General features: G+C 73.5%; 19 protein-coding genes, 1 pseudogene and 1 riboswitch. Of the genes and pseudogenes, 13 read left to right on the forward strand and 7 right to left on the reverse strand.

All coding sequences use genetic code 11. The features are described from left to right. Nucleotides 1-497 (forward strand): transposase (locus ACH4E7_RS22765; RefSeq protein ID WP_396250840.1); only part of this gene is annotated, 497 nt, incomplete at its 5' end. Nucleotides 498-677: 180 nt separating this feature from the next. On the opposite strand, the gene ACH4E7_RS22770 is transcribed toward ACH4E7_RS22765, so the two are convergent. The 3 genes from ACH4E7_RS22770 to ACH4E7_RS22780 are packed head-to-tail and all read right to left on the reverse strand — an operon-like array spanning nt 678 to nt 3,358. Beyond that, nucleotides 678-1,208 carry a MaoC family dehydratase gene (locus ACH4E7_RS22770; protein ID WP_355671618.1) on the reverse strand — a complete coding sequence of 177 codons (531 nt, stop codon included), beginning with the start codon at nt 1,206-1,208 and terminating at the stop codon, nt 678-680. Between the two features lie 21 nt (nt 1,209-1,229). Then, nucleotides 1,230-2,462, reverse strand: coding sequence for an aminotransferase class I/II-fold pyridoxal phosphate-dependent enzyme (locus tag ACH4E7_RS22775; protein WP_396250841.1), 1,233 nt, complete (start codon nt 2,460-2,462; stop codon nt 1,230-1,232). A 2-nt stretch (nt 2,463-2,464) separates the two neighbouring features. After that, on the reverse strand, nt 2,465-3,358 hold the full coding sequence (locus ACH4E7_RS22780; RefSeq protein ID WP_396250842.1) for an HpcH/HpaI aldolase/citrate lyase family protein: 894 nt from the start codon (nt 3,356-3,358) through the stop codon (nt 2,465-2,467). 244 nt (nt 3,359-3,602) lie between these two features. Between ACH4E7_RS22780 and ACH4E7_RS22785 the strand changes: the two genes are divergently transcribed. The 4 genes from ACH4E7_RS22785 to ACH4E7_RS22800 all read left to right on the forward strand — a co-directional run bounded on the left by ACH4E7_RS22785 (nt 3,603) and on the right by ACH4E7_RS22800 (nt 10,367). Beyond that, nucleotides 3,603-5,429 (forward strand): hypothetical protein, encoded by a 1,827-nt coding sequence (locus ACH4E7_RS22785; RefSeq protein WP_396250844.1) that lies wholly within the window; start codon nt 3,603-3,605, stop codon nt 5,427-5,429. Between the two features lie 451 nt (nt 5,430-5,880). Beyond that, on the forward strand, nt 5,881-6,960 hold the full coding sequence (locus ACH4E7_RS22790) for an inosamine-phosphate amidinotransferase 1 (RefSeq protein ID WP_396250845.1): 1,080 nt from the start codon (nt 5,881-5,883) through the stop codon (nt 6,958-6,960). A 374-nt stretch (nt 6,961-7,334) separates the two neighbouring features. Continuing rightward, nucleotides 7,335-9,179 (forward strand): glycoside hydrolase family 15 protein, encoded by a 1,845-nt coding sequence (locus ACH4E7_RS22795; protein ID WP_396250846.1) that lies wholly within the window; start codon nt 7,335-7,337, stop codon nt 9,177-9,179. 133 nt (nt 9,180-9,312) lie between these two features. After that, nucleotides 9,313-9,455, forward strand: a riboswitch (SAM riboswitch). 198 nt (nt 9,456-9,653) lie between these two features. Beyond that, nucleotides 9,654-10,367, forward strand: coding sequence for an IclR family transcriptional regulator (locus ACH4E7_RS22800; protein ID WP_396250847.1), 714 nt, complete (start codon nt 9,654-9,656; stop codon nt 10,365-10,367). A 44-nt stretch (nt 10,368-10,411) separates the two neighbouring features. Here ACH4E7_RS22800 and ACH4E7_RS22805 read toward each other — a convergent pair whose 3' ends face one another. Continuing rightward, nucleotides 10,412-11,692, reverse strand: coding sequence for a helix-turn-helix domain-containing protein (locus ACH4E7_RS22805; RefSeq protein WP_396250848.1), 1,281 nt, complete (start codon nt 11,690-11,692; stop codon nt 10,412-10,414). 10 nt (nt 11,693-11,702) lie between these two features. On the opposite strand from ACH4E7_RS22805, the pseudogene ACH4E7_RS22810 reads away from it, so the two are divergent. Further along, nucleotides 11,703-11,816 (forward strand): annotated as a pseudogene (locus tag ACH4E7_RS22810) (ABC transporter permease); the annotation flags it as partial. 13 nt (nt 11,817-11,829) lie between these two features. Further along, the gene (locus ACH4E7_RS22815) at nt 11,830-12,636 is read left to right on the forward strand and encodes an ABC transporter permease (RefSeq protein WP_396250849.1); all 807 of its coding nucleotides are present in this window, start codon (nt 11,830-11,832) and stop codon (nt 12,634-12,636) included. A 289-nt stretch (nt 12,637-12,925) separates the two neighbouring features. On the opposite strand, the gene ACH4E7_RS22820 is transcribed toward ACH4E7_RS22815, so the two are convergent. Beyond that, nucleotides 12,926-13,669: a TetR/AcrR family transcriptional regulator gene (locus ACH4E7_RS22820; RefSeq protein WP_396250850.1), complete on the reverse strand. Its 744-nt coding sequence runs from the start codon at nt 13,667-13,669 to the stop codon at nt 12,926-12,928. A 142-nt stretch (nt 13,670-13,811) separates the two neighbouring features. Here ACH4E7_RS22820 and ACH4E7_RS22825 point away from each other — a divergent pair, with 142 nt between their 5' ends. The 6 genes from ACH4E7_RS22825 (at nt 13,812) to ACH4E7_RS22850 (ending at nt 19,894) form a co-directional block, all read left to right on the forward strand. After that, nucleotides 13,812-14,435, forward strand: a complete 624-nt coding sequence (locus tag ACH4E7_RS22825) for an NADPH-dependent FMN reductase (RefSeq protein ID WP_396250851.1) — start codon at nt 13,812-13,814, stop codon at nt 14,433-14,435. Between the two features lie 44 nt (nt 14,436-14,479). After that, complete coding sequence (locus tag ACH4E7_RS22830) at nt 14,480-16,090, forward strand: MDR family MFS transporter (RefSeq protein WP_396250852.1); 1,611 nt, start codon at nt 14,480-14,482, stop codon at nt 16,088-16,090. 175 nt (nt 16,091-16,265) lie between these two features. Beyond that, on the forward strand, nt 16,266-17,120 hold the full coding sequence (locus tag ACH4E7_RS22835) for an S-methyl-5'-thioadenosine phosphorylase (protein WP_396250853.1): 855 nt from the start codon (nt 16,266-16,268) through the stop codon (nt 17,118-17,120). An 11-nt stretch (nt 17,121-17,131) separates the two neighbouring features. Beyond that, nucleotides 17,132-18,499 carry a glycosyltransferase 87 family protein gene (locus tag ACH4E7_RS22840; RefSeq protein WP_396250854.1) on the forward strand — a complete coding sequence of 456 codons (1,368 nt, stop codon included), beginning with the start codon at nt 17,132-17,134 and terminating at the stop codon, nt 18,497-18,499. Nucleotides 18,500-18,552: 53 nt separating this feature from the next. Further along, nucleotides 18,553-19,266, forward strand: a complete 714-nt coding sequence (locus ACH4E7_RS22845) for a molybdopterin-dependent oxidoreductase (protein WP_396250855.1) — start codon at nt 18,553-18,555, stop codon at nt 19,264-19,266. Next, nucleotides 19,250-19,894 (forward strand): cytochrome b/b6 domain-containing protein, encoded by a 645-nt coding sequence (locus tag ACH4E7_RS22850; protein WP_396250856.1) that lies wholly within the window; start codon nt 19,250-19,252, stop codon nt 19,892-19,894. Before ACH4E7_RS22845 ends, ACH4E7_RS22850 begins: the two co-directional genes overlap by 17 nt. Before the next feature lie 220 nt (nt 19,895-20,114). Here ACH4E7_RS22850 and ACH4E7_RS22855 read toward each other — a convergent pair whose 3' ends face one another. Then, on the reverse strand, nt 20,115-20,768 hold the full coding sequence (locus tag ACH4E7_RS22855; RefSeq protein ID WP_396250857.1) for an SAM-dependent methyltransferase: 654 nt from the start codon (nt 20,766-20,768) through the stop codon (nt 20,115-20,117). After that, the gene (locus tag ACH4E7_RS22860; RefSeq protein ID WP_396251056.1) at nt 20,765-21,292 is read right to left on the reverse strand and encodes a DUF2064 domain-containing protein; all 528 of its coding nucleotides are present in this window, start codon (nt 21,290-21,292) and stop codon (nt 20,765-20,767) included. The genes ACH4E7_RS22855 and ACH4E7_RS22860 overlap by 4 nt, the downstream gene beginning before the upstream one ends. Nucleotides 21,293-21,328: the final 36 nt, after the last annotated feature.

Genomic DNA, 21,328 nt, shown 5'->3' on the forward strand with positions numbered 1-21,328 from the left:
GGCGCCCGCCCGGCCCGGCCTACCCCGACCCGCACACCACCTTGCGCCAACTCGTTCTGGAAGCCGGGCGATCCGCGCTCCGGACGGTGACCTGGCGCCAGGGCGGTAAGACCGGCAAGCACAATCCCCGTGCCGAGATGCGCTCGCGGTTCCTGGCGCTGTGGGTCCGCCCGGCCAACCGGCAGATCCGCCGCGCCGTCGACGGCTCCCTGCCCGAGTGCTGGCTGATCGCCCAGTGGCCACCCGGCTCGGCCGAGCCCACCGACTACTGGCTGTCCACCCTGCCCGCCGACACCCCGCTACGCGAACTGGTCCGCATCTGCAAGATCCGCTGGCGCGTCGAGCACGACTACCGCGAACTCAAGGACGGCCTGGGCCTGGACCACTTCGAAGGCCGTAACTACCCTGGCTGGCACCGCCACACCACCCTCGCCTCCCTCGCCCAGGCCTTCTGCACCCTGCTACGGCTCGACCCCAAAGCCCCTGCGCCGGCCTGACCCTGTACGCGGTCCTCCGCGAACTCCAGGCCCTCCTGGCCACCTGGACCGGCGCCTGCTCCATATGTGGCCAACCTGCCCCGGAACCCGAACCACACCACCGCACCTAACAAAGCCCTACTAGAGCCGAGCCTGCCTGCGCACCGGGCCCGACAGTCCGCTGTCGGGCCCGGTGCCCGGTCAGTACCCGGCGACCTCGTCCAGGCCGTGGCCGCGCAGCGGGACGAGGAAGCTGCGCTCGAACTCCACCACGACCTCTCCCGTGGACTTCGTCCCGGTGGTGCGGCAGCTGACGATGCCCTGCCCGGCACGGCTCTTGGACAGCCGCTTGGCGAGGGTCTCGGTCTCCGCGTAGAGGGTGTCGCCGGCGAACACCGGGTGGGTCATCCGGATGTTCTCCCAGCCCAGGTTGGCGATGGTGCGCCCGCTCGTCGAGCGGGCGGTCATCCCGCCGACGATGCTGAGCGTCACCAGGCTGGAGACGATCGGCCGCCCCCAGGGGGTGTGCCGGCTGTAGGCGGCGTCGATGTGCAGCGGGGCGTCGTTCATGCTCAGCATGCTCATCAGCACGTTGTCGAGCTCGGTGACGGTCCGACCGGGGCGGTGCTCGACCACCTCGCCGACCTCGAACTCCTCGTAGTAGCGCCCGACCACCTCGCGGTAGCGGCGCTCGCCGATCCGCCGGTAGCCGGCGGGTTCGGTTCCGTCCATCGCGGGTTCCCCCAACTCCTGTTATTCGGCGGTGAGTTCCTTGACGTGGCCGGCGAACTCGCGGATCAGTCGCTCGTCCATGTCGGCGCGCATCATCAGCCGGAGCCCGGCCTCGCCCTTGGGTACGATCGGGAAGAACACCGCCGAGCTGTAGAAGCCGCGCTCGAAGAGCTGGGCGGACAGTTTGACCGCCCGCTCGGCGTCTCCGACGTCGACCCGGCGCACCGGCAGGCCGTTGCCCGCGAAGGTGGTCGGCAGCAGTTCGTCGAAGAGGTCGATGTTGCGGTTCAACTTGGCCTGAAGCTCGCCCAGTTCCGGGGAGCGGTGGATGGCGGCACTGCCCAGCGAGGCGCCGACCAGCGGCAGGGCGACGTTCTGCGACCAGCCGACGGGGCCGGCGTGCCGGTGCAGGAACTCGAACTGCTCGCGGTTGCCGAGCATCGCGACGCCGCCGCCGGTGCCGAAGCCCTTGCCGAGGCTCGCGACGATGACGGTCAGCGGGTTCATCTCCAGCCGGGAGCGGACGAAGCCCTCGCCGCGCTCGCCCATGATGGACAGCGAGTGGGAGTCGTCGATGTAGAGGAACAGCCCGTAGCGGTCCTGGAGTTCGAGCAGCCCGTCGAGGGCCGCCGCGCCGCCCATCGAGTACGCGCCGTCGGCCACGTAGGCGACCCGCGGGTGCTTGCGGCAGATGTCCTCCAGGTAGTTCAGGTCGTTGTGCGGGCAGGTCAGCACCAGCGACTCGTCCGCGCAGATCGGCTTCACGTACGCCATGCAGAAGTGGCAGAAGCGGTCGAAGACCATCACCCGGGGCCCGCCGCCGCTCTGACAGGTGCCGTCCAGGTGGCCGGAGGCGATCAGCGGCAGGATGCCGGCGGTGAGCGAGGTGCAGGACGCTCCCGGCAGGATGTGCGCGCCGAACAGCTCGCCCAGCTCCTCCTCCAGGCGGACCAGCAGGTTGTGCCGGATCCGGGTGGTGGAGGTGACCAGCCAGGTGCTGCGGGACTCGGTCAGCGCGTCCACCGCGGCGGCCGCGACCGAGGGGTGGTTGTTCAGGCCCAGGTAGGCGCAGGAGACCATGTTGGCGAACTCGTGGCCGGTCTCGCGGACGATCAGCCGGTTGTTGGACTCCGAGTCCACCGTGATGCCGATCAGGCCGTTGGCGGCGGCCGCCTGCCAGACCGGGTCGGCGGCGGCCAGCATGGTCTCGGCGTTGCGGTACCGGCGCGGGCCCAGGATGGATCCTTCGGTCATGGTCACTTCTCCGTCGCGTGGTTCGGGGGGTCGGTGGGCAGGTGGCCCTCGGGCCGGGGTGGGTCGAACTGCTCGATCAGGCGCTGCGAGGCCTCGAAGAACGGCATGCCGACCATCACTCCGTCCACCACGGTGACCGAGCGGCCGTTCTCCAGACCGGCCGCGACCACCCGGCGGGCCCGCGCCAGCAGTTCCTCGTCCGGGCTGAACGTCTCATTGATCAGCGCGAGTTGGCGCGGGTGGACGGCGATCTTGCCGCTGAACCCGAAGTCCCGGGCGAGCCCGGCCTCCCGGCGCAGCCCGGTCAGGTCGGTGACCTCGAAGAACGGCGCGTCCATCGCCTCCATCCCCGCGGCGCGGGCGCTGTTGACCACCCGGGCGCGGGCATGGGCCAGGGCCTCCCAGGAGAGCCGGGCGCCGACCGCGAAGGCGTAGTCGGCCGAGCCGAAGACCAGCCCGCGCAACCGGTGCCCGGCGGCCGCGATGGCGGGCGCGTGCTCGATGCCCAGCGGGGTCTCCACGACGGCCAGGAACTCCGTCTCCGGGCAGTCCGGACCGAGCGCGCCGGCGGCGATCTCGATGTCCCGGGGGGACTCCGCCATCGGGATCAGCACGAGGTCCGGTTTGACGCGGTACCGGGTGATGGCGATCAGGTCGCGCAGACCGTCCGGTCCGGAAAGGGTGTTGATGCGCACCGCGCTGCGCGCGAGTTTGGTGGACGGGAGCGTGAAGAACTCCTCGGCGAGTCGGCGGGCCTCCTCCTTCCGGGCGGGTGGGACCGAATCCTCCAGGTCGACCATGGCGATGTCGGCCCCGGACTGGTGGCTCTTGCTGTACCGCTCCACCGCCATCGCGGGTGTGGACAGTAGGGAACGGCAGTACCGCGTGAACTTCATGGATATCTCCGAAGTCAGCGAAGGCTGCGGGTCCCGGTTCTATCCCACCGGCTTTGTTCGGCGCCGTGCGGCTGGACATTGAACATCAACTCGGAACAACCGACCCGCACGCACCATTGTTTGACGCCAACTGCGCTGTGCATGATGAATTACCGGGGGATGGACACGAGACACGCGCGACGCGCGTGGGCGCGTGGGCACGCAAGGGTGTCAGGACACCGCTTCAACGAAGAAGGGGGCTGTAGTGCCGCGTCGGGAAAGTCCACTGGACCCTGGGGATGGTCCGCTGCTGCGGTTCGCGGGCGATCTGCGGGCCCTGCGGGAGCGCGCCGGAAGTCCGCCGTACCGCCAACTCGCCGTTCGGGCGCACTGTTCGGCGGCCAGCCTCTCGGTGGCCGCAGGAGGTCGGCGGCTGCCCAGCCTCGCCGTCACCCTCGCCTACGTGCAGGCCTGCGGCGGGGACGTGCGGGAGTGGCGGCACCGCTGGCAGTTGCTCGCCGCCGAACTGGCCGCCGACAGCGCCGCCCGGCGGCGCGCCCAGGACGCCGGACGGGCTCCCTACCCCGGGGCCGCGGCGTTCGAGGCGGCCGACGCCGAGCGGTTCTTCGGCCGCGAGGCGATGCTGGACCGGCTGGTCGCCCTGCTGGCCGAACGGCGGCTGGTGATCCTCACCGGGCCGTCCGGGGCGGGGAAGTCCTCGCTGGTCAGAGCCGGTCTGCTGGACCGGCTGGGCGGGGCTCCCGCCGCCGGCGCGGCTGCCGGGAGGAGCGGTGCCAGGGGCGGAACGCGGCGGGCCCCGGCCGGTGGGGGCGGTGTCCCGGTGGCACTGCTGACGCCGGGCGAACGGCCGATGGAGGCGTACGCGCTCGCGCTCGCCCGGCTCGGGCAGCGAGTCGGGGAGGCGACGCGCGGAGCGTCCGGAGCGACGGCCGGCGACCCGGTGCTGGTGGTGGACCAGGGGGAGCAACTGCGCACCCGCTGCCGGGACGCCGCCGAGCGGGCGCGTTTCCTGGACGCCTTGGTGGCGACGGCCTCGGGCGGTTCGGGCGAGGCCCTGGCCGAGCTGCCGGTGGCGGCGCCGGCCCGGTGCCGGGTGGTGCTGGTGGTCCGCTCGGACCAGAGCGGGCCGCTGTTCGCCGAGCACCCGGGGCTGGCCGACGCCGGTCGCCACGGGGTGCTGTCGGTGGGGCGTCCGGCACCGGACGAGCTGCGGCGGGCGATCACCGAACCGGCGTTGCGGGCCGGCTGCACCGTCGAGGGCGCCCTGCTGGCCGTCCTCATCTCGACCGCCGCGCAACAGCCGGGCGCGCTCCCGCTGTTGTCCGCGGCGCTGCTGGAGACCTGGCGGCGGCGCAGCGGTAACGCGCTCACCCTGGCGGGGTTCCAGGCCACGGGAGGTTTCGAGGGTGCGCTGGCCCGGACGGCGGAGGCGCTGTACAACGGGCTGGAGGCATCCGACCGGACCCGGGCGCAGGCGGTGTTCCTGCGGCTCGGCGGGGAGTTGCTCGGTGCCGGTGAGGACCCCGCCGGTGGCGGGACGGCACTGGGCGACGCGCTGACGCCCGGCGGTGAGCTGGTGTCGGGCGGCGACGAGGGCACCCGCAGGCCGGTGAGGCGGACCGAGTTCGAGGACCCCGGCGTACCGGAGGTGATGGAACGGCTGGTCCGGGCGCGGCTCGTGGTGGTGGACCGGGACACCGTCGAGCTGTCCCACCACGCGCTCTCGCAGGCCTGGCCCAGGCTGCGCGGATGGTTGGCGGAGGGCCGGGAGGGGTTGGGGGAGCGGCGCAGGCTCACCGCGGCCGCGCGGGATTGGGCGGCCGCCGACCGGGATCCTGAACTGCTGTACCGGGGCGTCCGGTTGGACCAGCTCAGGCGGCGGGTGGCGGCCGGCGAGCTGGCTCCGGCCGGCGTCGAGCGGGCCTTCCTGGTGGCCTCGGCGCGGGCGGCCGCCGCCGACCGGCGCCGGGCGCAGCGCCAGAACCTGGCGGTGGCCGGAGTCGCCATGGCGAGTGGGGCGCTGCTGGCACTGGCGGGCGGGAGCCGGATCCGTCGGGCCTGGCGGTGGTGAGCGCCGGGCCGCGCGCGGTGTGGCTGCCGGTCGTTCCCGCGAGCGCCTCGTTCGGGCCGTCACCCGGGTATTGATCAGCGCCGGAATGGCGGAGTTGAACAAAGGGAGGATCAACCGTCGGTTCGTCGCGGCGGCGTATTCGGTGCCGATCACGGTCCTTGCGCCGCCGTCGGCCGGGCGGGTAGCTTGACGGTCGATCCCGGCCCGTCGAAAGGCGAATTCGGCTGCCCGGTCGGTGATTTCCCGTACGCCGTGATCGGCCCGGAGGCGGTCCGGCGATTAATCCGTACCGATTTCCATCGCCGGTTCCGCGTTGTTCGGCGGACCTCGCTCCGTCGGCGGCCGGCGGCCGTTCGGCGCTCACCCCGCCCGGCCGTCCTGCCGTGCATGTCAAAGCCGTCGCGTTCGCCGCCGTATCCGCGTTTCCCTAAACCCGTGTCAAGGGGGAGTCATGTCCAATTCGGCCCGTCCGGTCCACAGCTGGGACGAATTCACCACACTTCGGGAGGTCGTGGTCGGCACCGCCGTCGGCGCCCGGCTGCCCGAGCAGACCGAGCCGTCCTCCTGGCTGTCCTGCTTCCCGAAGACCAGCGCCGCCGACCTCGCCTCCATCGAGGTCGGCCCCTACTCCCAGCAGGTCGTGGAGGAGACCGAGGAGGACCTGGACGCGCTGGTGGCCACCCTGCGGGGCCTCGGCGTCACCGTCCACCAGCCCGAAGTGATCGACCACGCGGCCGAGTTCTCATCCCCCCTGTGGAAGGCCGACGGCGGCTTCCACTCCTACTGCCCGCGGGACCTGACCCTGGTGGTCGGCGAGACGGTGATCGAGGTGGCGAGCCCGATGCGGCAGCGCTACTTCGAGGTCTTCGGGCTGCGTGGACTCTTCCAGGACTACCTGCGCCGCGGCGCGCGCTGGCTGGCCGCTCCCAGGCCGCAACTGAGGGACGAGCTCTTCGAGTTCGACGCGGACGGCCTCCCGCTGCTGGGCGAGGCCGAGCCGGTCTTCGACGCCGCGAACGTGCTGCGGCTCGGCCGGGACGTGTTCTACCAGGTCTCCCGCAGCGGGAACGAACTCGGCCTGCAGTGGCTGGAGTCCACGCTCGGCCTGCTCGGCGACGGCGGCCTGCGACTGCACCCGCTGCGCGACATCTACGGCTACACCCACATCGACAGCACCATCGCGCTGCTGCGGCCGGGGCTGGTGCTGCTCAACCCGGAGCGGATCAGCCCGGAGACCGTCCCGGAGCCGCTGCGGGGCTGGGACATCCTGTGGTGCCCGCCGGCTGAGCCCTCCGGCGACACGCCCGAGCACGCGCTCAGCGAGAGCTGGATCAGCATGAACCTGCTGATGGTCTCCCCGGACACGGCGATCGTCGAGTCGGGTCAGGAGAGCCTGATCAAGCTGCTGGAGCACTCCGGGATCACTGTCCTGCCGCACCGGCTGCGGCACTCCCGGGTGCTCGGAGGCGGCTTCCACTGCGTCACCCTGGACATCCGGCGCGACGGCGGGCTGGAGGACTACCTGTCCTGATCCGTCGACGCCGCGAGGCCGGTGCCGTCCGGTGGCCGTCGCGACCGGACGGCACCGGCCCCGGTCGGTGAGGTCGTTGCCCGGCGCCGTTCGCGGCTCAGGAGCGGACGGCCGTGCCGCCCAGGCGCGGTTGCCGAGCAGGGTCCTGATCTCCGGGGCGGGCCCGTTGTCGGGGTTTACCGGGTGGCCGAGCTCGTCGAGGGTGTCCTCGTGGCGGCAGGCGGGGTCACTGTCAGGTCATCCGGGGTCACACCGCGGTCACCGAACCCGGCCGTACCGGTCCGGCCGTCCTGCTGGGAGGAGTGCCACCGGACGGGCCCGGTGGCCGCGTGGTCCGGGCGCGCGGCAGACTGGGTGAGGAGAGGTGTGCCGCGATGGGTGAAGGATTGGGGCCCCGGGCGCCGGGCGAGGTGGAGCGCTATCTGTCGGTGGCCGAGCACGGGCTGATCGGCGACCTGCGGACCGTGGCGCTGGTGGGCACGGATGGGACGATCGACTGGTACTGCTGTCCGTCGTTCGACGCGCCGAGTGTGTTCGGGGCGATTCTGGACGCGGATCGGGGCGGGGCGTTCGAGTTGGCGGCGGCCGTGCCGTGCCGGACCAGGCAGTTCTACTTCCCCGACACCAATGTGCTGATCACCCGCTTTCTCACCGAGGACGGCGTCGGTGAGATCCAGGACTTCATGCCGATCGTCGGTGGTCATGTGGCGGGTGAGACCGGGCGGCATCGGTTGATCCGGCGGGTGGTGTGTGTGCGGGGCTCGATGCCGTTCCGGGTGCGGGTCGCACCGCGGTTCGGTTACGGGGCGCAGCCGCATGTGGTGCGGCGGCGGGGGGACTGTCTGGCGATCTTCGAGTCCGACGCGCTGTCACTGGCGCTCACCTCCACGGTGGCGTTCGAGTGCGACGAGCGGGACGTGACCGCCGACTTCAAGCTCAGCCAGGGCGAGACGGCGGTATTCGCGCTCGACCGGGTCGACGGCGCCGTGCCGCCGAGGGGCTGCGCCCACCGCGAGGCGGAGGTGGAGTTCAAGGCCACGGTGGCGTTCTGGCGGGGGTGGCTGGCGCAGAGCCGGTACCGAGGGCGGTGGCGGGAGATGGTGCACCGCTCGGCGCTGACGCTCAAACTGCTCACCTATGCCCCGACCGGCGCGATGGTGGCCGCGCCGACCACCAGCCTGCCGGAACGGATCGGTGGCGCACGCAACTGGGATTACCGCTACTTGTGGGTTCGGGACGCCGCGTTCTGCGTGTACGCGTTGCTGCGGCTGGGCTTCACCGGCGAGGCCGAGGCGTTCATGGGCTTCCTGACCGCCCGGATCGACCGGGACGAGACCCGGCCCTCCGGCCCGTTGCAGATCATGTACGGCATCGACGGCCGCTGCGAACTGCCCGAGCGCGAGCTTCCGCACCTGGAGGGCTACCGGGGGTCCGCTCCGGTGCGGGTCGGCAACGCGGCCGTCGACCAGCTCCAGCTCGACATCTACGGCGCCCTGCTGGACTCCGTCTACCTGTACGACAAGTGGGGTCAGCCGATCTCCAGCGAGCAGTGGGACGCCGTGTGCGCCGTGGTCGACTGGGTCTGTGCCAACTGGGACCAGCCCGACGAGGGCGTGTGGGAGACCCGCGGCGGGCGCAAGAGGTTCCTCTACTCCCGCCTGATGTGCTGGGTGGCGATCGAACGGGCCGTCCGGATCGCCCGGCGCCGCGGCCTGCCGGCCGACCTGGTGCGCTGGGGTGCCGCGCGTGATGCCGTCTACCGGCGGATCATGGACCGGGGCTGGTCCGCGGAGCGCAAGGCGTTCGTCCAGCACGAGGACGACCAGGTGCTGGACGCCGCGGTGCTGATGATGCCGCTGGCCAAGTTCATCGCACCCACCGACCCCAAGTGGCTTTCCACGCTGGACGCGCTCAGCGCCGACCTGGTCTCCGACTCGCTGGTCTACCGGTACGACCCGCAGGCCAGCCCGGACGGCCTGATCGGCGAGGAGGGCACCTTCTCGATCTGCTCCTTCTGGTACGTCGAGGCCCTCACCCGGGCCGGCCGCCTGGACGAGGCCCGGCTCGCCTTCGAGAAGATGCTCACCTACGCCAACCACCTCGGCCTGTACGCCGAGGAGATCAGCCACACCGGCGAGCAACAGGGCAACTTCCCACAGGCGTTCACCCACCTCGCGCTGATCAGCGCCGCCTACAACCTCGACCGCACCCTGGGTTGACGGAGGTGGCCTTCGGGGCTCGCCTTTAGCGGAGGCCAACCGGCGGCCAACCCCCTGACCGGATGATGCGGAGCGTCCGCACGGGAGGGGAAGGTTTGGCGGGTCGGCCGGGGAGTCTTGTATGGTTCCTCGCGAATCATCCAGAGGGGTGGAGGGACCGGCCCTACGAAGCCCCGGCAACTCCCCGGTCGACTCGGCGTCCGAAGTACGCGCCGCGCCGTCCGGGATCAGTGCCAACTCCGGCCTGTCGCCAACGTGGCGCGGGAAAGATGAGGAGACACGGTGCTCTCTGTGCTGTCCTTCGCCCGGGCGCTTCCCGCCCCGGCCCTTTCGCGTACCCGTCTCGTGCCCGGCGCAGGCGATCGGCCGACTTCTCCGGCCCGTTCCCGCTGACCACCCCCCGCTCCCCGCGGGGAGCCTCCGTGAGCGGAACCCACCCGTCGCTCACGGGGTTTGAGACTGGAGTACCCATCCATGGAGAACACGAGCGGCGTCGGCGTGCTCGACAAGGTCACCTCGATCCTCGGCACCCTGGAGGCAGGTCCCGCCACGCTGGCCGGACTCGTCGCCGCCACCGGCCTGGCGCGGCCCACCGCCCACCGGCTCGCCGTCGCACTGGAACACCACCGCCTGGTCGGCAGGGACCTCCAGGGCCGGTTCGTCCTCGGCCCCCGGCTCGGGGAGCTCTCGGCGGCGGCCGGGGAGGACCGGCTGCTGGCGGCCGCCGGCTCGGTCCTCATCCACCTGCGCGACGTCACCGGCGAGAGCGCGCAGCTCTACCGCCGCCAGGGCGAGGTCCGGATCTGCGTGGCCGCCGCCGAGCGGCTCTCCGGCCTTCGCGACACCGTCCCCGTCGGCGTCACCCTTCCCATGAAGGCCGGTTCCGCCGCCCAGATCCTGCTCGCCTGGGAGGAACCCGAGCGCCTCCACCGCGGCCTCCTGGGCGCCCGCTTCACCGCCACCGCCCTCAGCGGCGTCCGGCGCCGCGGCTGGGCCCAGTCCGCCGGCGAGCGCGAGCCCGGTGTGGTCTCCGTCTCCGCACCCGTCCGCGGCCCGTCCAACCGGGTCGTGGCCGCCGTCTCCGTCTCCGGCCCGATCGAACGCCTCACCCGCCACCCCGGCGCGCACTTCTCCCAGGCCGTCGTCGAGGCGGCCAACCGCCTCACCGAAGCCCTGCGACACCCCTGACCGCCCCGTCGCCCCGGCGGCTCCCGGCTGATCGTCGGAAACGATCAATCATGCCGGGGAACCGCCGATGTCCGGTCGGGGAAGGCGGCGAGGAGGGCGAGCCAGAGCTGGAAGCGGTCCTGCATGGACTGCAGCGATCGGCCGGTGAGGCGCTCGATCCGGTCCAGCCGGTAGCGGACGGTGTTGCGGTGGACGTACAGCCGGTCGGCGACCGCCTGGACCGAGCAGTCCGCGGCCAGGTAGGCGTGCAGGGTCGTGACGAGATCGGCGTTGTTGGTCTCGTCGAACCGGGTGAGCGGGCGCAGCACCTCGGCGGCGAGCTGTTTCAACGGCAGGTCGGGGCTGGACAGCAGCAGGCGGGGAAGGTTGAGCGGGTCGCCGGCGTGGACCCCGGGGCCCCGGGTGAGGGCCGCCTGGGCCTCGAACCCGCTCCAGCGCAGGCCGTCGACGCCTCGGTAGCAGCCGCCGATCCCGACCGCGGCGCGGGTGTCGAGGCCGGACAGCGCCGTGCCGAAGCGCCGGGCCAGCTTGTCCACGGGCGCGGACTGCGGGACCACCGCCACCAGGTACCGGTTGACCACGGCGGTGAGCACCGGCTCGGGGGATTCGGGGCGGCCCGCGGTCAGCCAGGGCAGCCGCGCCAGCCGCCGGTCCGCCGCCGCCCCTGCGCCGTCCGGTGCCAGGCAGCCCAGGACGACCCGGTGGGCGGCCTTGGCGTCCAGCCCGAACGCGGCGAGCCTGCGCTCGGCGGCGGCCGGGGCGAGCACGTCCCGCACGATGTCCTCGACGACCTGGCCGACCAGTTCCCGCCGCCCGGCCAGGTGGGCCTGCCGACGGGCCAGCTCCAGGCCCACCAGCCGAACCGCGTACGGGAGCACGTCCGCCGCGGGGCCGGCCGACCGCAGGCAGAGGAACGCCGCGACCATCCCGTCGACCTGCACCGGCAGGCACAACGGACCGACGTGACCGGCTTCGTCCGGGGACGTCAGCCCGGCCGCCCGCACCTCCTCGACCAGGGCGCCGGAACGCTCCGGGGCGGCGGCGAGGACCGAGCCGCGGCGGTCGAGGACGGCGACCTCGGACCCGCAGGCCCGCCGCAGCACCCCCAGCAGCGCGGTCAGGCCCTCGCCGGTCAGCAGGGCCTGGACCAGCAGATCGTGCTGATCCACCAGCCGCCGCTGCGCGCTGTGGTCCTCGGCCGTGACCCGTTCGGCGACCAGGCGGTTCACCGCGATGAACGGCGTCTCGTACGGGACCTCCAGCACCGCCAGGCCCAGCCGCTCGGCCTCGGCCACCGTCGCCCTGGGGACGCAGGTGCTGGGCACCGCGATCGCCGACAACGTGACGCTCAACCTGCCACTGGCCGCCGCGCTGTCCTGCGTACCCGTGGCCATGATCGTCGGCTACCTGCTCGCCGTGCGCCGGACCGGCGCCCTGGACTCGCTCTAGGAGTCGAACACCAGTGATCCTCTCCCGCCGTGCCCGGATCGCGCTGCGCGCGGCCATGGCCGCCGGCCTCGCCGTCGTCTACCTGCTGCTGATCCTCCTCAACTCGGTCAACCGGGACCGCTCCTTCGCCTGGCCGCCGACCGGACTGACCGCCGAGTGGTGGGTACGGGCCTGGCAGTCCGAGGGCGCCCGCAGCGCGCTGGTCACCTCACTGCGGGCGGGCGCGGGGGCCACCCTGGTGGCCCTGGTCCTGGGAACCATGACCGCGTTCGCGGTCCAGCGGTACCGGTTCTTCGGCCGGCAGACGGTGTCGTTCCTGGTGATCCTGCCGATCGCGCTGCCCGGCATCGTCACCGGCATCGCGCTCAACGCCGCGTTCCGCAGTGTGCTCGGCCCGGCGGGCATCGGGTTCGGCATGCTCACCGTCATCATCGGGCACGCCACCTTCTGCATCGTCGTGGTCTTCAACAACGTCATCGCCCGGCTGCGCCGGTTGTCGCCCTCCGCCGAGGAGGCCTCGGCCGACCTCGGCGCGCACACCTTCCAGACCTTCCGGTACGTCACCTTCCCGGCGGTGCGGTCGGCGCTGCTGGCGGGCGGGCTGCTGGCGTTCGCGCTCTCCTTCGACGAGATCGTGGTGACCACCTTCACCGCCGGCCCCGGCGTCCGGACGCTGCCGATCTGGATCTACGCCAACCTGTCCCGGCCCAACCAGGCGCCGGTGGTCAACGTGGTGGCCGCGGTCCTGGTGCTGCTCTCCGTGGTGCCGGTGTACCTGGCCCAGCGGCTGTCCGCCGACAGCCCCGGAGGGCGGCTGTAGCCGGGGGTGAAGCGGCCGGAGCGCCCTCCCGCGGCCGGGCCGACTGCTGTTCGGTGCAGGGGGCCTGGGCCTACCGCTCGCCCTGCCACAGGGCGCGCTCGACTGTGCGCAGGGCGGTGGCCGACTGCTCCCAGCCGTGCCACCGGGAAAGCGGGTGGGCGCCTCGGGCTTCGGCCCGAGGGTGAAGCCCGTCGCCTGCGGAGCAGGACAGGAAGGGACGTTTCGCCGTCAAGGCGGACCGCCGTTCGGGAACGCTCCCGGTCGGCCGCCGGGCTTCGGGCCGGCGGTGTCAGATGCCGAGGCGGGCGGCGATGCCGTCGAGGACGCAGTCGAGTCCGGTTTCGAACTGCCAGTCCTGGTCGTCCTTGCGGGTGGCCTCGCGGAGGTAGCGCTGGTAGGCGGGGTAGCGGCCGGTGTTGATCAGCCAGGACATGCGCGAGGCCAGGCCGGCGCGGGTCTGGTCGCCGTCGGCCCAGCCGTGCTCGCGTTGCAGCTCCAGCAGGGCGATCTCGGCGGAGACCGAGCCGCCGACGTAGCCGGTGACGGTGCGGAACACCGCCATCGTGGTGTCGGGGTCCAGGCCGTGCTCGGCGAGGGCGGCGAACGCGCGCTCCGGGACGGCCAGTTGGTTGGGGCTGAGGGCGGAGGCGGCGGCCCGGGCGGTCCACGGGTGGGACAGGTTCATGGCGCGCAGGTGGACGGCCAGGGTGCGCATGGTGTCGCGCCAGCCGGTGGTGGGGGCGTCCAGGGGGAGCCGGCCGTAGACGAAGTCGACCATCAGCTCGATGAGTTCGTCCTTGCCCGACACGTACCGGTAGGCGGCCATCGGGGCGACGCCGAGGGCGGTGGCCAGGCGGCGCATGGTGACGGCGTCCAGGCCTTCGGCGTCGGCGATCTCGACCGCGGCCTCGGCGATCCGGTGCGGGTTGAGCGTGGTGCGCGGGGCGGGGGCCGGACGGGCGAGGCGCTCCCAGAGCGAGGTCTGGGGCTTGGTCCGGTCGTCGTCCCCCGTGGGGGCCTGCGGGGCGGGCATGGTGACGGGTTCCTTCCGGCTGGATGTCCGCCCACCGTACCACTACGTGCGTACAACGTATCCGAAGTGGACGACGTACGCGCCCGTGTGTACGTTGTATCTCGCCGATACGGCGTACACATCGACTCGAAGGGGGACCCCCATGTCCATCGACCAGCAGCAGGCGCAGCCCGGGCCGGCCCGGGAGCGGCTGCGGGTGGCCGTTCTCGTCGGCAGCACCCGCAACGGCCGGTTCGCGCCGGTCGTCGCCGACTGGCTGCTCGGCCACCTCGGCACCCGCGGCGACATGAGTGCCGACCTCGTCGATCTGGTCGACACCCCGCTGCCGACCACTTTCCCGTCCTTCGGCGGCGAACTCGACCCGGCCGACGCCGAGTTGCTCGCCGCCGTCTCGCCCCGCCTGGAGTCCGCCGACGCCTTCGTGATCGTCACGCCCGAGTACAACCACAGCTTCCCGGCCCCGCTGAAGAACGCCATCGACTGGCACAACCGCCAGTGGCACGGCAAGCCGGTCGCCTTCGTCTCCTACGGCGGGCTCTCCGGCGGTCTCCGCGCCGTGGAACAACTTCGGGTGGTGCTCGCAGAGTTGAACGCCACGACGATCCGCAGCACGGTCAGCTTCCACGGCGCCGCGCAGCGCTTCGACGCCGACGGCAAGGCCCTCGACCCGGCGGCCGACGCCGCCGCCAAGACGATGCTCGACCAGCTGGCCTGGTGGGCGCAGGCCCTGCGCGAGGCCCGGCGGATCCGCCCGTTCGCGGCCTGACCCGGACGAGCGGACCACTGGAACAAGGGAAAGGCGGACGAACCATGGTGACGGAACCGGTCGAGGAGCGCCCCAAGCCGCCGCTGCTCGGCATCCTCGGACTGATGCTCGGCATCTTCCTCTCCGCGCTCGACGGGCAGATCATCGGCACCGCGCTGCCCACGATCGTCGGCGACCTCGGCGGGCTGGACCACCTCTCCTGGGTGGTCACCGCGTACCTGCTCACCTCCGCCGCCACCACCCCGGTCTGGGGCCGCCTCGGCGACCTGTACGGGCGCAAGGGCGCGTACCAGTGGGCGGTGGTGCTGTTCCTGGCCGGCTCGGTGCTCTCCGGGCTGTCGCGCGACATGGCCGAGCTGATCGCCTTCCGCGCGGTCCAGGGGATCGGTGCCGGCGGGCTGATGGTCGGCGCGCTCTCGGTGATCGGGGTGCTCGTCCCGGCGACCGACCGGGGGCGGGTGCAGTCGGTGATCGGGATCCTGATGCCGGTCGCGTTCGTCGGCGGGCCGCTGCTGGGCGGCTTCCTGACCGATCGGCTGAGCTGGCGCTGGGCGTTCTACGTCAACGTGCCGGTAGGGCTGTTCGCCCTGCTGGCGGTCGGGCTCGGGGTGCGGCTGCGGACGGAACGCGTCCGCGCGCCCTTCGACTGGGCGGGCCTCGCCCTGCTGACCGCCGGCATCGTCGCGCTCACCCTGATCGGCAGCCGGGGTGGTGCGACCTACGCCTGGACGTCGCCGTGGATCCTCGGCACGGCGGCCGTCGCGGTGGTCGCGCTCGCCTGGTTCGCCCGGGTGGAGCGGAGGGTTCCCGGACCGCTGGTGCCGCCCGCGCTGTTCCGCGACCGCAACTTCACCGTGGCCCAGGTGCTCGGCTTCCTCACCGGCGCGCTGATGCTCGCCCTGATCGGTTACCTGCCGCAGTACCTGCAGTTCGTCCAGGGCGCCTCACCGACCGCCGGCGGCCTCCTGCTGCTGCCGCTGATGCTCGGCATGATCGGCACCCAGCTCGTCACCGCCAAGCTGATGAGCCGGGGCGGCGGCGAGCGGCGCTACCCGCTGATCGGCGGCGCCGTCGCCCTGATCGGAGCGGCGCTGCTGCTGCTCCTCGGCACGGGCACGCCGCGGGCGGTCGCCTCCGGGCTCACCGCGGTCACCGGGGTGGGGATCGGCCTGCTCATGCAGAGCACCCTGCTGACCTCGATGGGTGCCGTCCCGCGCCGGGACATGGGCGCCGCGATGGGGGTCGTCACCCTGCTGCGCAGCATCGGCGGTTCGCTGGGCATGGCGGCGCTCGGCGCGGTCTACACGGCCCGGATGACGGACGCCCTCGCCGAGCGGCTCGGCGCCGAACCGGCGGCCCGGCTCACCGGTGGCGGTGGACTCACCCCAGCGGCGCTCACCGGCCTGCCGGCGGACGTCCGCGACGCGGTCGGGGAGGCGGTCACCAGTGGCCTGCACGGTTCGGTGGTGGGTGCGGTCGTGCTGGCGGCCCTCGCCACGGCGGTCGCCTGCCTGGCCCGGCCGAACCCGAAGCCGGATCAGGACCCGAAGCCGGGTCATGACCCGAAAGCGGATCAGGACCCGAAGGCGGTCCAGGAGCCGAGGTCGGCCCCCGGCCCGGCCTCGGAGCCCCGGTCGGCGAGGGCGACGGCGTAGCCTGCCACAGCTCGATCGCACGGACAGCAGCCGGCCGGCCGTGCACGTCGACCCCGCCGGGCGGATCCGCGCTCGGCCATGCGATGTTCGCGAATCGTAAGACCACGATGCTCGGAGTCCGCCCCGGTCCGCTCCTACAGTGGCCGGGACGTTCTTCGGACGAGAGGTGACACAGGTGACGATCGATCAGGGCACCGCGCGGGCCGAGCTGGGTGTGATCGGCGGTTCGGGGCTGTACGCGCTGCTGGACGAGGTGGCCGAGGTGCGGGTCGACACGCCGTACGGTCCGCCGAGTGACGCGCTGTTCCTGGGGGAGGTGGCCGGGCGCCGGGTGGCCTTCCTGCCCCGGCACGGGCGCGGCCACAAGCTGCCGCCGCACCGGATCGACTACCGCGCCAACCTGTGGGCGCTGCGCTCACTCGGCGTGCGGCAGGTGCTGGGGCCGTGCGCGGTGGGCGGCCTGCGCCCGGAGTACGGCCCGGGCACGCTCCTCGTCCCGGACCAGTTCGTCGACCGCACCTCGGGGCGGGTGCAGACCTTCTACGACGGGAAGCCGCTGCCCGACGGCACCGTGTCCGAGGTGGTGCACGTCTCGATGGCCGACCCGTATTGCCCGGCCGGGCGGCGGGTGGTCCTGGACGCCGCGCGCGGGGCCGCCTGGGAGCCGGTGGACGGCGGCACGCTCGTGGTGATCGAGGGCCCGCGCTTCTCCACCCGCGCCGAGTCCCGCTGGTTCACCGCCAACGGCTGGTCCGTGGTCGGCATGACCGGCCACCCCGAGGCCGTCCTCGCCCGCGAACTCGGCCTCTGCTACAGCTCCTTGGCGCTGGTCACCGACCACGACGCCGGAGTGGAGACCGGCGAGGGCGTCACCCACGCCGAGGTGCTGAAGGTCTTCGCCGGCAACGTCGACCGGCTGCGCGGCGTGCTCTTCAAGGCCCTGGAGGTCCTGCCCGACGAGCGGGACTGCGTCTGCTCGCACGCCCTGGACGGCCTCACCACCGGCCTTCCCGGCGTCCCGGGCTCCTGACCGGCGAGCACGTGCCGACCCGGACCCTCCTGCCCTGCGCCCTCGCCCTCACCGCCCTGGTGGCGGCCCTCGCGCTGACCGTGACCGGCGGCGGGACGCTCGCCCACCGGCCCCCGCTCTACGGCTGGTACGCACTCGACGCCGCCCTCTTCGCCCTCGCGCTGCTCCTCCTGCGCAGGGTGAGGGCCCGCCAGGTGGCGCCGCTCGTGCTGATCGGAAGCGTCCTGGTCGCCGGGGCCGGGCTGCTGGCCCCGCCGCGCACCAGCGACGACGCCTACCGGTACGTGTGGGACGGGCGGGTCCAGGCGGCCGGCACCTCCCCGTACGCCCGCACCCCCGACGACCCGGCGCTGGCCCGGCTGCGCGACCCGGGCCTGTTCCCGGTCGGGGACGGCTGCGCGGCCTGGGACGAACGGCGGACCGCCGCCGGGGACTGCACCCGGATCAACCGGCCCGCCGTGCACACCGTCTACCCACCGGTCGCGGAGGCGTGGTTCCTCGCCGAACACACCTTCGGCGGCGGCGTGCGCGGCGTGCAGGTCGGCGGCGCCCTGCTGGCGGTCGCCACCACCGGTGTGCTGCTCACCGTCGGCGGGCGCAGCCGGCGGGCGGCGCTGTGGGGCTGGTGCCCGGGAATCACCGTGTGGGCGGTCAACGACGCACACGTCGACACCCTCGGCGCGCTGCTCATGGTGGCCGGAGCGGGCTGCGTGGCCCGCCGCCGGGCCGGGGCCGGCGGCGCCCTGCTGGGAGCGGCGGTCGCGACCAAGCTGCTGCCGGCGCTCGCCCTGCCCGGAGCGCTGTCCGGCCTGCTGGCCCGGCGGCCCGGGAAAGACGACCTGGTCCTGGTCGCCGCCGCCCTCGGGACCTTCGCGGCGGCCTACCTTCCGTACGTCGCGGCCTCCGGCGCCGGCGTGCTGGGGTACCTGCCCGGCTACCTGCGGGAGGAGGGGTACGAGCAGGGCCACCTCGACCGCTTCGGCCTGCTGCGGGCGGTGCTGCCCGACCGGTGGGCCCCGTGGGCGGCCGCCCTGGTGCTGGCGGCCGTGGTGCTGTGGGTACTGCGGCGCGGCGACCCCCACCGGCCATGGCGGGGCGCGCTCCTGGTGACCGGGACGGCCCTGCTGCTCGTCGCGCCCGGCTACCCCTGGTACGGACTGCTGGTGGTGGCCCTGGTCGCGCTGGACGGGCGCTGGGAGTGGCTGGCGGTTCCCGCGGCCGGCCAGGTGCTCTACCTGGTCGGCGGGGAGGACGCCCAGCGCGTCGCCTACGGAGTCGCCCTGGTCTGTGTGCTCGTGGTGCCGGTGCTGCGCCGCCTCATGACCGCCGCGCCGGCCCGTCCGACCCGTGGGGCGCGGCCGGAGATGACGAAAGTCTGACGGGACGCCCCCGGCCCTGGCGGCCGCCGGGGCGGACCTGGTCGAATCGTCCCGTGAACAGTGGAAACGAAGAGGGCAGGGGCACCCCGGTCGGACGCCGGGTGGTGCTCGGCCTGCTGGGGCTCGGCGCGCTCGGGGTGGCCGCCGGGCCGTACCTGCAGCGGGCCGAGTCGGCGCTCGCGCAACGGGATCCGAGCGGCCTGTCCGGGCTGCTGCCGGGCAACAACGGCTTCCGGTACTACTCGGTGGTGACCTCCGTCCCCGAACGGGACGCGGGCGACTACACCCTCACCGTGGACGGACTGGTGGAGCGCCCCGCCACCCACCGACTGCCCGACCTGCAGGCGATGCCGCAGCGGCGGCTGGTCAAGGACGTCCAGTGCGTCACCGGGTGGCGGGTGCCGGACACCCCGTTCGAAGGGGTACCGCTGGCCCACCTCCTCGACGCCGCCGGGGTGAAGCCGGAAGCCAAGGCCGTACGCTTCAGCTGCTTCGACGGCGCGTACACCGAGAGCCTCACCCTGGAGCAGGCCCGGCGGGACGACGTGCTGGTCGCGCTGCGCATGCAGGACAACCCGATCGCGCACGAGCACGGCGGGCCGGTGCGGCTGTACGTCGCGCCGATGTACTTCTACAAGTCCGCGAAGTGGCTCTCCGGCATCACCGTCACCGGCTCGGTCGAGCCGGGCTACTGGGAGCAGAACGGATACGACGTCGACGCCTGGGTCGGCCGGTCGAACGGGAGGGACGATGCGCCCACGAGCTGAACTGGTCCTCCGCTTCACCCGGGCCGAGCGCTGGGTGCACCGGACCACCGCCGCACTGATCGGCGTCTGCCTGGCCACCGCCGCCTGCCTCTACCTCGCGCCGCTCGCCGAACTGGTCGGCAACCGGCCGCTGGTCGTCACCGTGCACGTGTGGTGCGGCCTGGCGCTGCCGGTGCCGCTGCTGCTCGGGCTCGCCTCCCGGGCGCTGCGGGCGGACGTCGCCCGGCTGAGCCGGTTCACCCCGGCGGACTGGCAGTGGCTGCGGGCCGTCCGCGCCCGGGCCGTCCACCGGCCGGCCGGGAAGTTCAACGCCGGACAGAAGCTGTACGCGCAGTGGACGCTCGGATCGATGCTGGTGATCGTCGGCACCGGGCTGCTGATGTGGCTCACCCACCTCGCCCCGCCGGCCTGGCGGACCGGCGCGACCTTCGTGCACGACTGGCTGGCCGCCGCCATCGCGGTCGTGGTCGCCGGGCACGTCCGGATGGCCTGGCGGGACCGGGAGGCGCGGCTCGGGATGCGGACCGGGCTGGTGGAGCGGAGCTGGGCCGAGCGCGAGCACCCGCAATGGCAGGCCGGACCGGATCGGCCGGCGGCGAGGATCGGCGCCGGCGAGTCGGCGGAGTAGGCGACCACGCCGGCCGGCTTGCCGAGGTGGTCCGGCCGGGCGACCCGCCGTTCGCTGCCGCGCGGGTGGCCCGGACCGGCCCGCACCGCCGCCGTGTCGCCGCAGCCGAGTGCCGTCCCCGACTCCCGGACGACGTCCATGCCCGCTGCTGTCCCTCCGTGTCCTGCCACCTGTGGCGCCGGACGGTCTCCCGGTCACCTCGGCCGGGGCCTCCGGCCGGCTACCCCTTGCGCAGCGCGAGGAAGCGGCGGCCGTGCGAGGCCCAGCGCTCCGCCTCGACGAGGCCCGCGAGGCAGGCCCTTCGCAGGGTGGCGGTCGTGCCGAGGCGGGCCCAGGGGAAGGCCGGGCCGAGCCGGCCGTCCGGCCCCTCCACCCGGACGACGACGCGTTCATCCACCTCCTCCGGCTCCACCTCCACCAGCAACAGCCCGTCCGGGGCGATGAGTTCGGCGCCCCGGCGGAGCAGCGCGTCCGGGTCGCCGCCGATGCCGAGGTTGCCGTCCGCGAGCAGCGCGGCGCCCCAGCGGCCCTCGGCGGGCAGGCGGTCGAAGACCGAGCGGCAGAGCGCCGGGCCGCCGAGGTCCACCGTGCGGGCGACCGCCGCCCCGGTCACGTCCACCCCGAGCACGGGCACACCGAGGTCGAGCAGCGCGGCCACCAGCCGTCCGGGGCCGCAGCCGAGGTCCAGGACCGGAGCGGTCAGCCGGGCGCAGCGCAGCAGCAGGCTGAAGTCCGCGCCGGCCGCCGGAGCGCACCAGCGTTCGATGTCCAGACGTTGCCTCCGGCCGTCCTCGCGGCGCAGCCAGAGCGGGCCGCGGCCGCTGCGGACGGCCTCCGCGAAGGGGTCGTCCACCCAGGGTGCGGCGACCGTCAACTCGCCACCTCCGGCGCGGCGTCGACGGCGCGCAGCCGGTCGGCGAAGCGGCTGTGCGGCGCCTCGACGGCCACCTGCCGGGCGTCCTCGACGGTGTCCACATCGGTCAGCGGGGGCAGGTGGCGGACGGTCAGACCGGCCTGTGCCAGGCGGCGGAGCAGTGCCGGGCCCGTCCCCGGGGTGGACATCGGCACGCCGTGCAGGAGCCGGGCGGCCAGCCCCGGGGTCGGCCGGGCCAGGCCCAGCGCCCAGAACCCGCCGTCGGCCGCCGGGCCGTACCAGGCGTCCGTGCCGTGCCGCCGGGCGGCGGACAGCGGCTCGGCCAGCGCGGCCGCGTCCAGCTGCGGAGTGTCCATGCCGACCAGCAGCGCGGGGGAGTGCGGGGCGAGCCGGGCGGCGTGCGCGAAGGCGTCGGCCAGCCGCCGGTCCAGCCCGCCGCCGCACTGCGGGAGGACCTCCCAACCCGGCGGCAGCCAGCCGCCGGGCTCGCCGTCCAGGACCAGCAGGCGCCGCCCGGCGGGCATCGCGGCCAGGGTGTGCAGGGTGTCGGTGAGCGCGGC

Source organism: Kitasatospora sp. NPDC018058 (assembly GCF_044327205.1).
Classification (GTDB): Bacteria; Actinomycetota; Actinomycetes; order Streptomycetales; family Streptomycetaceae; genus Kitasatospora.

Coding starts and splice junctions, on each gene's coding strand:
- ACH4E7_RS22820 (WP_396250850.1), bottom strand. CDS start 13,669: ATGCCCGCCCCGCAGGCCCCCACGGGGGACGACGACCGGACCAAGCCC.
- ACH4E7_RS22850 (WP_396250856.1), top strand. CDS start 19,250: ATGCGCCCACGAGCTGAACTGGTCCTCCGCTTCACCCGGGCCGAGCGC.
- ACH4E7_RS22860 (WP_396251056.1), bottom strand. CDS start 21,292: ATGCCCGCCGGGCGGCGCCTGCTGGTCCTGGACGGCGAGCCCGGCGGC.
- ACH4E7_RS22790 (WP_396250845.1), top strand. CDS start 5,881: ATGTCCAATTCGGCCCGTCCGGTCCACAGCTGGGACGAATTCACCACA.
- ACH4E7_RS22780 (WP_396250842.1), bottom strand. CDS start 3,358: ATGAAGTTCACGCGGTACTGCCGTTCCCTACTGTCCACACCCGCGATG.
- ACH4E7_RS22830 (WP_396250852.1), top strand. CDS start 14,480: ATGGTGACGGAACCGGTCGAGGAGCGCCCCAAGCCGCCGCTGCTCGGC.
- ACH4E7_RS22825 (WP_396250851.1), top strand. CDS start 13,812: ATGTCCATCGACCAGCAGCAGGCGCAGCCCGGGCCGGCCCGGGAGCGG.
- ACH4E7_RS22770 (WP_355671618.1), bottom strand. CDS start 1,208: ATGGACGGAACCGAACCCGCCGGCTACCGGCGGATCGGCGAGCGCCGC.
- ACH4E7_RS22775 (WP_396250841.1), bottom strand. CDS start 2,462: ATGACCGAAGGATCCATCCTGGGCCCGCGCCGGTACCGCAACGCCGAG.
- ACH4E7_RS22800 (WP_396250847.1), top strand. CDS start 9,654: ATGGAGAACACGAGCGGCGTCGGCGTGCTCGACAAGGTCACCTCGATC.
- ACH4E7_RS22795 (WP_396250846.1), top strand. CDS start 7,335: ATGGGTGAAGGATTGGGGCCCCGGGCGCCGGGCGAGGTGGAGCGCTAT.